This window comes from Pseudomonas alkylphenolica (assembly GCF_016009175.1).
GTDB lineage: Bacteria > Pseudomonadota > Gammaproteobacteria > Pseudomonadales > Pseudomonadaceae > Aquipseudomonas > Aquipseudomonas alkylphenolica_B.
This window is the reverse complement of record NZ_JADUCM010000008.1, coordinates 36,210-51,970: the sequence shown is the minus strand read 5'-3', so window position 1 is coordinate 51,970 and position 15,761 is coordinate 36,210. Positions and strand designations below refer to the sequence as shown.

The following is a 15,761-nucleotide window of genomic DNA, read 5'->3' as shown; positions in this document are numbered from 1 at the left end:
TCATTCGGGGTAAAGCATCCACTCTGTCTGCCCTTTCAGGCGTACATAGGGCCGGCCCTGGAACTCGACCACTGCCGAATCGGAGTTCTCGGACACCGCCGCCGTGGTCGGCAGGTCGTGAATCAGTGCCTCCAGGTCCAGCGGGCCGCCTTGCTGCGCATATAACCGGGCAATCAGCTCGGACACCGCCAGGTGGCTGGTCGGCGTGGTGACGTGCAGGGGCCCCTGCTGGTCCGACTCGCCCATGTTGATCAGCTTGATCGCCGTCGGTACGTGGGTGATGGAGCGCGAAGGAATCTCGCGCATGCCGGAGATCTGCATGCGGTCGCCGTGGACCGCCGCGCCGTGCTCCGGTACCAGCACCAGCACCGCCCGCCGTCCGCTTTGTTTCATGGTGTCGATGAACTGGTCGAGGTCGTCGAGGAAGTTCTTCGCCCGCTCCTGGAACGAGGCACGCCGGGTGCTGCCGTCGGGGTTGGTGACCCGGTTGCCGTCATGCAGGGTGATGGTGTTGTAGAACAACGACACGGCCGGCTTTGGATCCTTGATCCGCTGCGCCCACCAGGCCATCCACACGTCGCGGTCGCGGGCGATGTTGGCCCCGTCGTAGGACTTCAGCGCCACCGGGAAATCGTCACTGCTCATCAGCGGCGGCGGCAGGTGCTGACCGGCCAGGAAGGTCATGTACTTACGGGTAATCGGGCCGTTGTGGTTAAGCATCAGCTCCGGGCTGTAACCGAGCTTGGCGAGGTTGTCGAACAGCATGCACTGCTCATTCGCCGGCTCGTACAACTTGATGTGGTGCGGCTGGCCACAGCTGGCGCGCAACATGCGAATGGCCGCCGGGCCACTGTAGGAGGTGGCGGAGTTGAAGCGGTCGAACACAATGTTCATGCGGCGCAGCAGCGCGTTGTCACGCATACCGGCATCTTCCAGGTCATCCCAGGCCAGCGAGCAGACGTTGAGGATCAGCACGTCAAACGGCTCTGCGGTGGGGTTCTTCTCCGGGAAGCGGGTCACCTTGCCCGCCTGCTCGCGGTAGAACTGATCCAGCCAGGCATCAATGGCCTTGCTCTCGGCCACTTCGCTGGAAGCGCCCTGGGTCGTGGACACTTCGCCGGCCACCGATTGCACCGGCACGTTGAAGGCTGGCAAGGCACCGGCCAGGTACACCCACAGTAACAGCGCAACCGTGACCACGGTCAGGCGCAGCCATGGCGCGATGAACAGGTAGAGCAAGGCAATGGCAAACAGCACCCCCAGTACATCCCAGTTGACGAAACGGCCGAGCAGGTCGATGACGTAGTCAACCGAAAACGCCAGCACTTCGGACTGTTCGAACAGCCGGCGAAACGGCGGGTACCAGGTGTCCTTGTAGAACAGCGCAACGCCCAGCGGCACGGCAATGACCTGACGCAGGCGTGGCAACCAGCGCCCCGGCAAGGGCAACAGCAAACCGGCGGCAAACAACAGATTGAGCAAGGCATTGAAATCAAGCAGGCCCATCCACAAGAGGACGAACTTGATCAGAAAATACAGATTCCACAGGCCCAGTTCCGGCAACCGCACGGCCGGACGGGTGGCGACCGCTTCAGTCATGGGCGCCCTCCTTTTCACCAACATGATTAATCCTTACGCCCCGCGCGATCAGGTGGCGCGGTGGCAGGCGGCGGCTGAGCCAGGTGGTCAGACGCCGCCCCATGAGAAACAGTACGATCGCCGTCGGCGCCGTCAGCAAAGCGGTCAGGCCGATGACCCAAAGCAGTTCGTTGTAGGTCATTGCCGAGCTCCCAGCGCTTGTAGCGATACGTTCTGTGGCTGCAGCGGCCGGAACACCTCGACATCAGGCTGCACGTGAACCGGGGCCTGGGCCACGGTATCCACCGGCGCAACCTCCTCCGACTGAAACTCAGGCAGGGCAAGCACCTGCGACGGCACCACACTCTCGTAACCGGCGATCACCCCTTGCCAGGGCAAGCGGAAGATGTTGCGCAGCGCCGCCTCGACCAAGGGTGGATTACAGGCGAACAGGAACAGATAGAGGTCATCGCCGGCGACACAGGCAATGTCACCATAGCGGCGCAGTTGCAACTGCTGCAACACCACTGTCGGGCTCAGCCTGGGCAACGGTTGCACGCGCAACAGCTGGTGCCTGACCTCGGTGCCGGCAGTGTTGTCGGTCATCTTTCTGACCGCAGAGGCAAAGGCCTTTGGCGACAGACTACCGCGTACCTGCAGTGGCTGCAGGCGCGCCAGCAGGCTCGACGGTTCGGCCGCCAGGGTGCGCTGCCAGCGCTGCCCCTGGATCGACCGCACCAGGGTCAGAAAACGCAGGAACGGCGTGCCCTGCGGCACAATCAGGTTGGCGCCGCTGGCCAGCAACAGTTGTTCCTCGTGCTGACGCAGGCTTTGCAAGACCTCGCGCACCACCAGTTTGACCGAACGCCCGCAGTGGCTGCGCAACTGGTACAGGCGAACCGCAAGCGCGTTGACATCGTCGGTACTGTCGAGGGCAAAAATGATCGTCGCCGCCTGGGCGTCCATGCCCTGTTCAAGCAATGCGTCCGGGTCGTCGAACAGTTGCCAATGGGCCGTCGGCGGCGTCTCGGCGCCGAGCACGGCGGTTTGCGCCAGCACTTGGCGCTGGTCGTTGCTGGCCGGCAGAACCCGGCCATCTTCAGGCAGCGACGAGACACGAAAGCCGGTGCCTTCATCAATCAGGAGAAAATCATGCGGGCCATTGACCCCCACGTCGTTGCTCCAGAAATGCACCAGCAAATGCCGTGCACCCTGGCCAATATAAGCCTGGGCCAACCCGGACAGGTTGTCGTTGTAACGCAGCAAAATATCGAGCAACGCCGGCGGCGGTGCGTCGCCCACCACCAGCAAGGTACTGCCGACCGACCGCAGCCAGTCCTGGATGCGCACGCACCATTGCCCGAGCATTTGCGACACGCGCTCGTCGAGGCCTTTGAGCGGCACCCGCACCAGCCACAACGCCCCTTCGCCATCGCGCACCCGCGGGACGTCCTGGCGCAGCGCCTCGATCAAGCGTTTTGGCGACATCGCCGGCAGGTCGAACAGGGTCAGCTGCCCTGGCCCGAAGTGATCGGGAATACCTTTGACCAGATCACGTGAGTCGCCCGCGGCGTTGACCAGGAAGGCCCGCTGCGACGCTGGCAAGCCCGTTAACAGTTGGGTGCACAGGCGGTTGGCTGTTTCGGGTGTTTCACAGGTCAGCCAATACAGGCCGCCTGTGCGCATTTCGACTTGTCTGTCAGGAAGACCGGGCAACACCGGTGTTGACGCATGCAATGACCACCTCCGTGAGGGCATGGGTACTACGGACCGCTCAGTAACTTCTTATGAAAGTATCCGAACGGCCCTACAACAAAGACTGTAGACGTACTTTATCACGTCGTACTGTCGCGACCGGCTTTCCAGCGCCGTACCAGCAGCTTCTCCAGCTCGACGATGAAGAACACCAGCACCCCGATGCCCAACGAAATCAGCCAGCCACTCAACGGCAAGGCGACCGTATGGAAGGCGGTCTGCATGAACGGTACATAGATCAACAGGCACTGCAGCAGGATCAGGCCCAGCGTCACCGTCAGCAGTGCACCGTTACGCAGCAAGGCCATGTTCAGCGAGAACTGGTCCTGCAGGCGGCAGTTGAACAGGTAGGCCCACTGCGCGGTGACCAGGGTATGCAGGATCATCGTGCGGATGTGGTCGGTGTCCTGGCCGTCGGCGAGCATCCACGATTCCAGCAGGAACGCGGCCGCCGTCAGCAGGCAGCCGACGAACAGCACCCGCCACACCGCGTAGCCATTGAGGATCGATTCGCCGGCATTGCGCGGTGAGCGGCGCATCATCCCCGGCTCACCCGGCTCGAACGCCAGGGCGAACGACAAGGTGGTGGAGGTGGCCATGTTCATCCACAGGATCTGCAGCGGCGACAGCGGCACCACGGCCCCGAGCAGAATCGCCACGACAATCAGCAACCCCTGGGCCATGTTGGTCGGCAGGATGAACAACACGGTTTTCTTCAGGTTGTCATAAACCCTGCGCCCTTCGCGCACTGCGTTGGTGATGGTCGAGAAGTTGTCGTCGGTGAGCACCATGTCGGCGGCTTCCTTGGTCACCTCGGTGCCCTTGATGCCCATGGCAATGCCGACATCGGCCTGCTTCAGCGCCGGGGCATCGTTGACCCCGTCACCGGTCATGCCGACCACCTGCTTGTTCGCCTGCAGCGCGCGCACCAGGCGCAACTTGTGTTCGGGGCTGGTGCGGGCAAACACCGAGTACTGCATGGCCAGCGACTTCAGTGCAGTGTCGTCGGCCTGCTCCAGTTCCTTGCCGGTCATGGCGCGCAACTCGCTGCCCATGCCCAGCATGCGGGCGATGGCCACGGCGGTGTCCGGGTGATCCCCGGTGATCATCTTGACGTCGATACCGGCCTGCCGGCACATGGCGATGGCCTCGATGGCTTCCGGGCGCGGTGGGTCCATGAGCCCGGCAACGCCAAGGAATATCATGCCCTGGTTCAAGTCGGCGTGATCGATCTCACCACTGGCGCCCGGCACCGGCCGGTAGGCGGCCGCCAGCATGCGCAGGCCCTGGTCGGCGATGTGGCCCATCTCGCGTTCCCAATAGGCGCGGTCCAGCGGTTGCGGGCCATCGGCGCCCAACTGCTGCTCGCACAGGTTCAACAGCACATCGGGCGCACCTTTGAGGTAGATGACACTTTCGCCGGCGACATCGCAGCGGCGGGCCATGTACTTGTAGGCCGAGTCGAAGGGGATCTTGCCCAGGCGTTGCACCTCCGCCGGCGCCAGGTCAGCCTTGCGCGCCAACACCTTGAGTGCGCCTTCGGTGGGTCCGCCGACCACTGTCCAGCGGCCCGCCTCGTCTTGTTGCAGGCTGCTGTCGTTACAGATGTCGACGGCACGTATAAAGGCTTGCAGATGCGGGTGCGCCGACCAGTCCAGCGCTTCGGTGGCGCCGGCCAGGGTAATGCGTCCGCGCGGCTCATAGCTCTGGCCGTCGACGCCATAGCGGGTGGTGGCAGTCAGCACGTTCTTGACCGTCATCTCGTTCATGGTCAGGGTGCCGGTCTTGTCCGAGCAGATCACGTTCATCGCCCCCAGGGTTTCCACCGTGGGCAACTTGCGAATGATTGCCTGGTTGTTGGCCATGCGCTGCACGCCCAACGACAGGATGATCGAGACAATGGCCGGCAGCCCCTCCGGCACCGAGGCCACTGCCAGGCTGATCAACGACAGCGACAGCTCGCCCAGCGGGTAGTCGTGCCAGAAAAAGCCGATCACGAACAGCGCCACCATCATGCCGACGATGAGCTGGAAAATGCGCTTGCCCAGCACCGCGATCTGACGCAGCAATGGGGTCTGGGTTTCGTCCACCGTGGCAATCATGCGGTTGATCTTGCCAAGCTCGGTGGCCGGCCCCGTCTCGATCACCACCCCCTTGGCGTTGCCGGCACTGACGCTGGTGCCGGAGAACCCGAGGTTGGTGCGGTCGGCCAGTTGCGCCTCGTGGTCCAGCGCCTCGACCTGCTTGGCCACGGTGAGCGATTCACCGGTGAGCATGGACTCCTCGACCTGCAGGTGGTGCACCTCGAACAGGCGTACATCAGCGGGAATCTTGTCGCCAGGGCGCAACACAATGACATCGCCCGGCACCAGTTCGCTGGCATCCACCTCCAGCTTCTGGCCGTTACGCACCACGTGCGCGGTGCTGCTGAGCATGCCGCGCAGGGCCGCCAGCGACTGCTCGGCCTTGTTCTCCTGGAAAAAACCGATGGACGCGTTGATTACCGCCACCAGGATGATCACCAGGGTGTCGGTCCAGTGCCCCATCAAGGCTGTGGCCAGCGCTGCGACCAGCAGGATATAGATCAGTACATCGTGAAAATGGCGGGCAAAACGCAGCCAGATCGGGTCGACGGACTTGGCGGGCAGCGCATTGGGGCCCACACGTTGCAGGCGCGCCTTGGCCTCTTCGGGGGTGAGCCCCTTGATGCTGGTTTGCAAATCGGCCATGGCTTGTTGCGCAGTTTTGCGGTACCACGACGCTACTTTGGTGGTGTTGCCAGGTTCCTGGGGTTGCAATGATCCCATACCGTCCTCCCGTTGTTCGTCCTGAGGTGAACGGGCCAATGGGCGATCTACGCTGATTTGGCGAATGGGCCCCCAGCTGCAACTCCGACGTTCGCCCGCCGACCCGATCCACTTGCCCGCATGGCGTAGTTTCAACCCCTGCTACCTGTGGGTGCTTGATGCAGATCATGGCGTTCCGCCGCACGGCGGATATTTGCCCCCAGAGACACTAGCAGTGAAACGCCGCGCCTGCCGTGGGCCCGGCTCAATCGTTGCTGCACCTGCGAAGCCCTGGCCTGTCATTCGATAGCATTGACCGCCAGTGTTTGCACGACCACGCGGTTACGCCCGGTCTGTTTGGCCTGGTAGAGCAGCTCGTCAGCGTGCTTGAGGATGGTTTCAGGCGTTGGCGTCTCATCGCTGCGACAGGCCACGCCGATGGAGATCGTCAACGACTCGATCTGCTCGAACACCGCCGTGGCAATCGCCACGCGAATGCGTTCGGCTACTTCACCGGCAGTGGCCAGGCTGATGCCCGGCAGCAACAGGGTGAATTCTTCGCCGCCGGCGCGGCAGGCCAGGTCTTCGGCCCGTGAGTGCTCCTGAATGATCGACGCCACCTGTTTGAGCACCAGGTCGCCGACATCATGGCCGTAGGTGTCGTTGACCCGTTTGAAGCGGTCGATGTCCAGTGCCAGTGCGCAGTAGTGCTGCCCGGACTGGTCCAGGGCGCGCAGGCCTTCATCCATCGCCCGGCGGTTTGCCAGGCCGGTCAACGCATCGCTTTCGGCCGCGCGGCGCAGGCGCCCGAGCTTTTGCTGCAGCAGTTGCACACTGTTGAGCAAGGCACTGCGGATGGCGGCCGCCTCGGCGTACCAGGCGTTGATCGAACCCAGGCGCTCGGTGGCCTCCGGCGCCGACAGCTGGGTCGCACTGTTGGCCAGTTGCCGCAACGGCCGGGTGATCAGTGTCGCGCCCAGCAAGATCAACACCAGCCCGATCAGCCCCGGCGCAATGATGTTGACCAGCATGTTGCGCATCAGCGTAGCCAAAGGGGCCAGCGCCTGATCTCGCGGTTGTTGCGTCACCACCGCCCAGTTGGCACGTTCGACCCGGGCATAGCCGGCCAGCATGGCAATGCCCCGGTAGTTGTCCGCCTCCATCGTGCCTCTCTCACCCAGCAATGCGGCATCGACCGTCGGGCTGAACGGCAGTACATCGCCAATCCGGTGCTCGTCCCAGTGATACAACAAGCGGCGGTTGTCATCGGTGACAAAGGCATAGGTGCCGTCCAGCAGCGCGTGGCTGGCGATCAAGGTATGCAGCACACCGCGCTGTTTGATGAAAATCGACGCACCGATCAGCCCCAGGTATTCACCCGAAGGGCTGCGCACCGGCTGCGAGATGAACACAATCAGGTTGCCTGTCACCGTCTCGTACGCACGGCTGACCAGTGGCCGTTGCGCCTTGAGCGCTTCCTGGATCTCATCGGAAACTAGGGTGGTGCCAACGATCGCCGGTTGTTCGGGGTACAGCTGCAGGGCTTTGCCAGCGGCGTCGATGACCATGACCGAATTGAGTTCCGAGTCCTGCGCCTGCATGCGCCTGACCTCGTCCTTGAATACCTTGGGGTCATTGAAATGACGGCCAAGCACTTCACTGCTGTAGCTCAGGCGCTCGTGCACCGAGCGAAGAAACTCGTCGATGCCCGAGGCGACCTTGAAGGCATAGGCGCGGTTGGCTTTTAGCGCCGAAGTGATCAACGCGTCGCGCTGTACCTCATAGGCCACGAACAGGCTGTTGCACAGCGTCGCGATGACCGCCAGGAAGACGAATATCAGGATCAACCCACGCAAACTGATGGACGCTGGAGCGAATTTCTTCATGAACCCTGCCGTAATGATCAATTCATGCCGCACGGCGCATTTGCACACGTGACCACCTGGCACCCGGCCAACCGGGAGATTGCCTCCTGGCGTAAGAAGCGTAGCTGCTTTTACCGGTTTATCCGCACCGTTGGTGGTGTGGCCCGCCGGCTGAACAAGCGTTCACCGTGGCGGTGCCCGATGCTTTATGCTCGGGGGCTGAACGGCTCAACGAGGTCTTGCATGTCTTTGTCCATCAGTACCGAATCGCTCTGGATCGACACCGCCGACGGGCGACTGTTTTGCACCCGCTGGTTTCCGTCGACTGATTCGAACGCGCCCGCACTGCCCCCCATCGTGCTGTTCCACGATTCGCTTGGGTGCGTCGCCTTGTGGCGGGACTTTCCCCAGCTGCTGTGCCAGGCCACCGGGCGTGAGGTGATTGCCTATGACCGCCTCGGTTTCGGCCAGTCCGACCGCTACCCGGGAACGCTGCCTCTGGCGTTTATCCGCGATGAAGCCCTGCGCTTCTTTGCGCCGCTCAAAGCTGCCCTGGGTATCGAACACTTCGTTGCCTTTGGCCATAGCGTCGGCGGTGCAATGGCTGCCGCCTGCGCCTCGTTGTACCCGCAGCAGTGTGTCGCGCTGATCACCGTGGCCGCGCAGGCCTTTGTCGAAGACCTGACGCTCGCGGGCATCCGCATTGCCGAAGAGCAGTTCAAAGACCCGCAGCACATGGCACGCCTGGAGAAGTACCACGGCGACAAAGCGCCCTGGGTGCTGGGCGCCTGGACCCGCACCTGGCTATCGCCGGCGTTCAGCCACTGGACCCTGGAAGGCGTGGTCGGCACCCTGCAGTGCCCGCTGCTGGCCCTGCATGGTGAACACGATGAATACGGCTCGGCATTGCACCCCGAACGCATCGCCCGGCTGTCGACCGGGCCCAGCCGTTACTTGATCCTGCCAGGCTGCCACCACGTGCCGCATCGCGAGGCACCGGCAGCAGTGCTTGAGCCCGTGTGCCAGCTGCTCGCCAGGTAACCGGCGCTAGCCCGCCAGTACCGCGCGCACGACACACTCGGCCATGGCCCGGCGGGTTTGCAGGGTGGCGCTGCCCAGGTGCGGTTGCAGCACCACGTTGTCCAGCACCAGCAGCGCCTCGGGCACCTGCGGTTCGTGCTCGAAGACGTCCAGCGCCGCGCCCCCCAGGCGCCCGTCGACCAGGCGTGCCACCAATGCGGCTTCGTCGATCACACTGCCACGGGCGATGTTGACGATCACCCCTTGCGGTCCTAACGCGTCGAGCACTGCTGCATCCACCAGATGACGCGAACCGGCCCCGCCGGCGGCGGCAACAATGAGGATATCGCTGGCCTGCGCCAGGGCTGCCAGCCCGGCGTGATAGGAATACGGGCTGTCGGCCAGCGGGCGGCGGTTGTGGTACGCCAGTTGAACGCCAAACGGTTGCAACCGTGCGGCGATGGCGTTGCCGATCTTGCCCAGCCCCACAATACCCACGCGTTGCCCGCGCAGGCTGGTCCCCAACGGTGCAAAGCCACCTTCACGCCAGCGGCCTTCGCGCACAAAGCGGTCGGCCCGGCAGACATGACGCAACAGTGCCAGCAGCAACGCCACGGCCTGATCAGCCACGGCGTCGGTGAGGATGTCGTCGGTAGTGGCGATGCGAATACCACGGGCGCGGGCCTGTTCAAGGTCAATCCTGTCGACCCCGACACCGTTGACCGCAATCAGCGCCAGGTTGCCCAGGCCCGCCATCAGCAGCGGGTCTACACCCTCCCCGCCATTGGTAACCAGTGTCTTGAAACGCTCCGGTCGATCCGCCAGCAGCGCCTGTTGCTCGCTGCGGCTACAGGCACGGACCAGATGAAAATGTTCGGCCAGCTGCGCTTCGTACTCCGCAAGCAACGGCGCCAACATCAATAATTCGGCTTTCATTGCAGCCCCTCAATCGGCCTGGACAGTGACTTGGCGTTGCTCACCCAACCCCTGGATACCCAGGCGCATGGTCTGCCCCGAGCGCAGGAAGACCGGCGCAGGCTTGATGCCCATGCCGACACCGGGCGGCGTCCCGGTGGAAATGACATCGCCCGGCTGCAAGCTCATGCAGCGGCTCAGGTAGGCGATCAGTTGCGGAATGCGGAAGATCAGCGTGCGGGTATTGCCGTGCTGGTAACGATGGCCGTCGACCTCCAGCCACAGGTCCAGCTGGTGCGGGTCGGCCACCTCGTCGCGGGTCACGAGCCACGGGCCGATCGGCCCGAAGGTGTCAAAGCCCTTGCCCTTGTCCCAGGTGCCACCACGTTCAAGTTGCCACTCGCGCTCGGACACGTCGTTGATCACGCAGTAGCCGGCCACATGCTCCATGGCATTGGCTTCGTCGATGTAGCGGCCACCTTTGCCGATCACCACACCCAGCTCGACCTCCCAGTCGGTCTTGGTCGAACCACGCGGAATCTCGACGTTGTCATTCGGGCCGCAAATGGCGCTGGTCCACTTGTTGAAGATGATCGGTTCGCTGGGCACGGCCATGCCGGCCTCGGCAGCGTGATCGGCATAGTTCAGGCCGATGCAGATGAACTTGCCGATGTTGCCCACGCACGGGCCGATGCGTGGCGTGCCTTCAACCAGCGGCAGGCTGTCGGGATCAAGGCTGGCCAGTTTCGCCAGGCTGGCCGGCTCAAGGGCGGCGCCGTTGATGTCCGCAAGCACGCCACTCAGGTCGCGGATGCGCTGTGAGGCGTCCAGCAGGCCGGGTTTCTCCGCGCCCTTCTCGCCATATCGCAACAGTTTCATCGGTGTCTCCTGCTTGATTCAAAAGAAATTCAGATACTCATGCCGCCATCGATCAGGTGCACGCCACCGGTGGTGTAAGCCGAGGCATCGCTACCCAGGTACAGCGCCAGCTGGGCGATCTCTTCGCCAGTGCCCAGCCGGCCCATCGGCTGGCGGGCAACAAACTGCCGGTAGACCTGCTCGGCACTCACGCCCTGGGCGGCAGCCTGCTCGGCAATGCGCTGATGCAGCGACGGCGACTCCACGGTGCCGGGGCAAATGGCATTGCAGCGTATACCCTGGCCAATGTAGTCGGCCGCTACTGCCTTGGTCAGGCCGATCACCGCCGCCTTGCTGGCAGCATAGGCAAAGCGGTTGGGTACCGCTTTCACGCTGGAGACCACCGACGACATGTTGATGATCGAACCGCCACCGCGCTCCAGCATGCCCGGCAGGAAGGCGCGGATCATGCGGTACATGGCGGTCACGTTGAGGTCCAGTGAACGCTGCCAGGCCTGCTCGTCACAGTCGAGGATGCTGCCGCTGTGCACATAGCCTGCGCAGTTGAACAGCACATCGATGCCACCCAGCGAATCGCGCAGGGCATCAATGGCCTCTGCGCTGGTGACATCCAGCGTGTACGCCTGAATGCCGGCCTGCTCAGTCAACGCCTCCAGGTGGATATCGGTGCCGATCACCTCGGCGCCAGCCTCGGCAAAGGCCCTGGCGCTGGCCAGGCCGATGCCCTGGCCCGCTGCCGTCACCAGCACACGTTTGTGTTTGAGGTTCATACCGTCTCCAGCTTGAGCGCAGCGCTCGGCTCGCTGCGTTGCTGGCCGAGCATGGCTGCCGGGATCGACAGGATCAGCAGGCCGCTGGCAAACAGGCACAGGCCCAGCACATAGGTGCCGTTGTTGATGTTGCCGGTGAGGTTCTCGGCCACGGCGGTGATCATCGACCCGGTGAAGCCCGAGAGGTTGCCGAAGGCGTTGATCATGCCGATCCCCGCCGCTGCCGCAACGCCGGACAACACCGTGCCGGGCAAGGTCCAGAAAATCGGCATGAGGCTGAGGATGCCGGAAGCAGCGACGGTCAGGAACAGCACCGAGAGCACCAGGTTGTGCGCGAAGAAGGCACTGAGGATCAGTCCGCAACCGCCGATGAACGCCGGAATTGCCGCGTGCAATCGGCGCTCGCCGGTGCGGTTGGAGTGGCGGGCGTTAAGCAGCATGGCCACCACTGCCACGCCATAGGGAATGGCCGTCAGCAAACCGATTTCCAGGCTGCTGGTAATGCCGGCACTCTTGATGATCGACGGCATCCAGAACGCCAGGCCGTAGAAACCGGTGTTGAAGGTCAGCAGGATGAACACCAAAAGCCACACGCGCTTGTTGAGGAACACCTCGCTCAGGCGCGAGGCCTTGCCGTGGTTGTCCTGCACCAGGTTGGCCTTGAGCATCTGCTTCTCTTCGCTCGACAACCACTGGGCCTTGTCGATGTTGTCGCACAGGCAGGTGAACACCACCACCGCCATGATCACCGAGGGGATGCCTTCGATCAGCAGCATCCACTGCCAGCCGGCCATGCCGTGCCAGCCGTTGAGGGCGGTCATCAGCCAGCCGGAGAGCACGCCGCCGAGGGTCAGGCTGATCGGCATGGCAATCAGGAAGCCCGACATCACCCGGCTTTGCCGGTGGGTCGGGAACCAGTAGTTGAGGTACAGGATCACCCCGGGGAAAAACCCGGCTTCACAAATGCCGAGCAGAAAGCGCAGCACATAGAACATGGTGCTGGACTCGACATTGAAGAACGCCGCCAAAGGCACGGTAAAGGCCACCGCCATGGAAATGATCGCCCAGCTGAACATGATCCGCGCGATCCAGAAGCGGGCGCCGTAGCGGTGCAGCAACAGGTTGCTGGGCACCTCGAAGAGGAAGTAGCCCCAGAAGAACACGCTGGCGCCCAGGGCGTAGACCGTGTTGCTGAACTGCAGGTCGTTGAGCATGTCCAGCTTGGCAAAACCGATGTTGACGCGATCCAGGTAGGCCGCCATGTAGCACAGCAGCAACACCGGCAGGATACGCAGGATGACTTTGCGGTAAGTCCGGTCTTCAAACCCCGGATCGTGGGCAGGCGCTGACGCCAGGTGCTCAGGTTGTGTGTGCATCGTTGTGACCCCTCGGCATGTCGGGCATGCCTGATTGTTGTTATGGATCGAGTACCGGGCGCCAGGCGCCCGGTGGTGCAGCCGTCAGAGAATCGGTTCGCGGCTTGGCTGGCCGTCGATCAGGCGCAACAGGCCCAGCGGGTTGGCATTGTGCAAGGCCGCTGGCAGCAGCGCCTCGGGGAAGTTCTGGTAGCACACCGGGCGCAGGAAGCGCTCGATGGCCAGGCTGCCCACCGAGGTGCCGCGGCTGTCGGAGGTGGCCGGGTACGGGCCGCCATGTACCATCGCATCGCAGACCTCGACCCCCGTCGGGTAGCCATTGACCAGCAGGCGGCCGGCCTTGTGCTCGAGCAGCGCCACCAGATCGGCGGCCTGCGCCAGGTCATCGGCCTCGCCGATCAGGCTCGCCGTCAGTTGCCCGCCGAGGGCCTGCAGGGCCTGCAGCAACTGCGCGCGGTCGGCGAGTTCGACCACCACCGTGACCGGGCCGAACACTTCTTCCTGCAGCAGCGGATCGGCGTCGAGCAGGCACTGCGCCTGCGCCTGATAGAGCTGTGGCCGGGCCTGGTTGCCCTGCTGCTCGGCGCCGGCCAGGTGACAAAAGCCGGGATGGTCGTTGAGCGCGTTGAGGCCATGGGTGTAGCTGCGCAAGGTGCCGGCGTTGAGCATGGTTTGCGGCGCCTGGTCGGCCATGAGCCCACGCAGGTGCTCGATGAGCGCGCTGAAATCCGCCGAACGCACACCCAGGATCAACCCCGGGTTGGTGCAGAACTGCCCGCAGCCGAGCACCACCGATGCGGCAAGTTCACCGGCGATGCGCTCACCGCGCACGGCCAGAGCCTGCGGCAGCACGATCAGCGGGTTGCTGCTGCTCATCTCGGCGAACACCGGAATCGGCTGCGGCCGCGCTGCCGCCAGGTCGCACAGGGCCCGACCGCCTTTGAGCGAGCCGGTAAAGCCTACCGCCTGGATCGCCGGATGCTTGACCAGCGCCTCACCCACCCCGCTGCCGAAAATCATGCTGAACACCCCGTCCGGCATGGCGCAGCGCTCGGCGGCGCGCAGGATCGCTTCGGCGACGAACTGCGCCGTGGCCATGTGACCACTGTGGGCCTTGAACACCACCGGGCAACCGGCGGCCAGCGCTGCGGCGGTGTCACCCCCGGCGGTGGAGAACGCCAGCGGGAAGTTACTGGCGCCGAATACGGCCACCGGCCCCAGGCCGAGCCGGCACTGACGGATATCCAGGCGCGGCAGTGGCTGACGTTGTGGTTGGGCGCGGTCGATGCGCGCACCAAGAAAGTCGCCACGGCGCACGACGTTGGCGAACAGCCGCAACTGGCCGCTGGTACGGGCCCGCTCGCCCTGAATGCGCGCGGCAGGCAAAGCGGTTTCGCGGCAGACGGTGTGGATGAAGTCCTCACCCAGGGCATCCAGTTCACCGGCGATGGCTTCGAGGAACTCGGCACGGCGTGCCGGTGCCAACGCACGAAACTCAGGATAAGCAGCTGCCGCAGCCAGGGCGGCAGCGTCGACTTCTTCGGCGGTGGCCTGGTAAAAAGCAATGGGCAGCGCTTCACCGGTGCTGGCATCGACACTGTGCAAGGTCAGGCTGCCGGCGGCGCTGCGGGTGGCGCCAATGAAGTTGTATCCAGCATGTTGAGACATGAACGCTCCTGAAACCTGTTGAAGAGACTGGTGGCTAATCTAGGCAGGCGAGCGATTCTTTCCCAATGGCATTTGTGGATCGAGCGATAACCCCTGGCTATCGCACGCCCTCCAGCCGCTCACGCGCCTTGCGCGCATCGGCCATGAGGATCTCGGCAAACTCCAGCGCCGAGCCGACCAGCGGCTCGCCTTTGCGGGTGAGGATGCCGTAGTCCTGCGGTGCCAGGTGCAGCGGCGTGTCGAGGGTGCGCAACACGCCGCTGCTCAGGTGCGGCTCGACCATGGCCTGGGGCAGCATGCCGATCATCGGCCCGCCCTGCAGTACTTTGAGGAAGGTCTGCATGGAAATGGTATCGATGGTGTTGCGCGGCACCGACACGCCGGCTTCGGCAAAGGCACGCTCCATGCGCCCACGGATCGGCGTGCCTTTCGGGTAGAGAATCCACGGCCATTCCAGCAACTGCGGCAAGGTCACGGCGCCGACGTCGAGCAACGGGTGCTGATGGTTGACGACAAAGCAGAACGGCTCCGGTGCCAGCGGCTGGAAATCGAAGCGCTGGCACTGGGCCTGGTCGGTGAAGCGCGCCACCGCCAGGTGAAGGATTTTTTCATCAAGCATGGCCATCAGGTGATCGCTGGTCTGCTCCACCACCTCGATCGACAGCAGTGGCCAGCGCTGCTTGATCTGCACGATGGCGTCCGGCAGTGCCACCGCCGTCGCGGCAAAAATACCGCCCACCTTCAAATGCCCGTGCCCGCCCTCGCGCAGGCTGGCGATGTGGTCGACGAAGTTGTGCGCATCGTTGAGCGCCACCTGGGCGTAGCGCACCACCTGCTCGCCCAGCGCCGTGGGCGGCATGCTGCGCGGCTGGCGCTCGAACACGGCAAACCCCAGCAGGTTCTCGATTTCCTTGAGCATCTTGCTGATGGCCGGCTGGCTGAGGTTCATCTGTTGCGCAGCCAGGTGCATGTTGCGGGTGCGACCGAGGGTGTCGATCAACACCAGGTGACGAAACTTGAGCCAGTTGCAGAAGTGCGAAAACGAGAGGTCCGACATGGCATCCGCCTTTGGTGCAATAACCTGTTGTTATCGAGTGGTGAGATTATGCCATTGGAGTTTATCGACAGTCCTCCCTAGCGTGCAGCTTT

Annotated in this window: 12 protein-coding genes; 1 reads left to right on the top strand and 11 read right to left on the bottom strand. The window is 63.7% G+C overall.

Going from position 1 to position 15,761, the window contains the following annotated elements; genetic code table 11:
* The 5 genes from bcsG to I5S59_RS09985 all read right to left on the bottom strand — a co-directional run bounded on the left by bcsG (position 1) and on the right by I5S59_RS09985 (position 8,005).
* Positions 1 to 1,599, bottom strand: coding sequence for a cellulose biosynthesis protein BcsG (gene bcsG, locus I5S59_RS10005; protein ID WP_197876447.1), 1,599 nt, complete (start codon positions 1,597 to 1,599; stop codon positions 1 to 3).
* Positions 1,592 to 1,780, bottom strand: a complete 189-nt coding sequence (locus I5S59_RS10000; protein ID WP_197876446.1) for a cellulose biosynthesis protein BcsF — start codon at positions 1,778 to 1,780, stop codon at positions 1,592 to 1,594. Before I5S59_RS10000 ends, bcsG begins: the two co-directional genes overlap by 8 nt.
* Entirely contained in the window at positions 1,777 to 3,336 is a 1,560-nt protein-coding gene (gene bcsE, locus I5S59_RS09995; RefSeq protein WP_269670203.1) for a cellulose biosynthesis protein BcsE, read from the bottom strand. The genes I5S59_RS10000 and bcsE overlap by 4 nt, the downstream gene beginning before the upstream one ends.
* 77 nt (positions 3,337 to 3,413) lie before the next feature.
* A complete protein-coding gene (locus I5S59_RS09990) occupies positions 3,414 to 6,140 on the bottom strand; it encodes a cation-transporting P-type ATPase (protein ID WP_197876444.1) in 2,727 nt (908 codons plus the stop codon).
* A gap of 278 nt (positions 6,141 to 6,418) precedes the next feature.
* The gene (locus I5S59_RS09985; protein ID WP_197876443.1) at positions 6,419 to 8,005 is read right to left on the bottom strand and encodes a diguanylate cyclase; all 1,587 of its coding nucleotides are present in this window, start codon (positions 8,003 to 8,005) and stop codon (positions 6,419 to 6,421) included.
* A gap of 222 nt (positions 8,006 to 8,227) precedes the next feature.
* On the opposite strand from I5S59_RS09985, the gene I5S59_RS09980 reads away from it, so the two are divergent.
* On the top strand, positions 8,228 to 9,025 hold the full coding sequence (locus I5S59_RS09980; RefSeq protein WP_197876442.1) for an alpha/beta fold hydrolase: 798 nt from the start codon (positions 8,228 to 8,230) through the stop codon (positions 9,023 to 9,025).
* Between the two features lie 6 nt (positions 9,026 to 9,031).
* Here the strand turns inward: I5S59_RS09980 and I5S59_RS09975 are convergent, their stop codons facing one another.
* From I5S59_RS09975 to I5S59_RS09950, 6 genes are all read right to left on the bottom strand, one after another.
* The gene (locus I5S59_RS09975; RefSeq protein ID WP_197876441.1) at positions 9,032 to 9,940 is read right to left on the bottom strand and encodes a 2-hydroxyacid dehydrogenase; all 909 of its coding nucleotides are present in this window, start codon (positions 9,938 to 9,940) and stop codon (positions 9,032 to 9,034) included.
* A 9-nt stretch (positions 9,941 to 9,949) separates the two neighbouring features.
* Positions 9,950 to 10,798, bottom strand: coding sequence for an ureidoglycolate lyase (locus I5S59_RS09970; RefSeq protein WP_197876440.1), 849 nt, complete (start codon positions 10,796 to 10,798; stop codon positions 9,950 to 9,952).
* Positions 10,799 to 10,827: 29 nt separating this feature from the next.
* A complete protein-coding gene (locus I5S59_RS09965) occupies positions 10,828 to 11,568 on the bottom strand; it encodes an SDR family oxidoreductase (protein WP_197876439.1) in 741 nt (246 codons plus the stop codon).
* Entirely contained in the window at positions 11,565 to 12,944 is a 1,380-nt protein-coding gene (locus I5S59_RS09960; protein WP_197876438.1) for an MFS transporter, read from the bottom strand. The genes I5S59_RS09965 and I5S59_RS09960 overlap by 4 nt, the downstream gene beginning before the upstream one ends.
* A gap of 84 nt (positions 12,945 to 13,028) precedes the next feature.
* Positions 13,029 to 14,612, bottom strand: a complete 1,584-nt coding sequence (locus tag I5S59_RS09955; RefSeq protein ID WP_197876437.1) for an aldehyde dehydrogenase (NADP(+)) — start codon at positions 14,610 to 14,612, stop codon at positions 13,029 to 13,031.
* Between the two features lie 97 nt (positions 14,613 to 14,709).
* Positions 14,710 to 15,669, bottom strand: a complete 960-nt coding sequence (locus I5S59_RS09950) for a LysR family transcriptional regulator (RefSeq protein WP_128325643.1) — start codon at positions 15,667 to 15,669, stop codon at positions 14,710 to 14,712.
* Between the last annotated feature and the right edge of the window lie 92 nt (positions 15,670 to 15,761).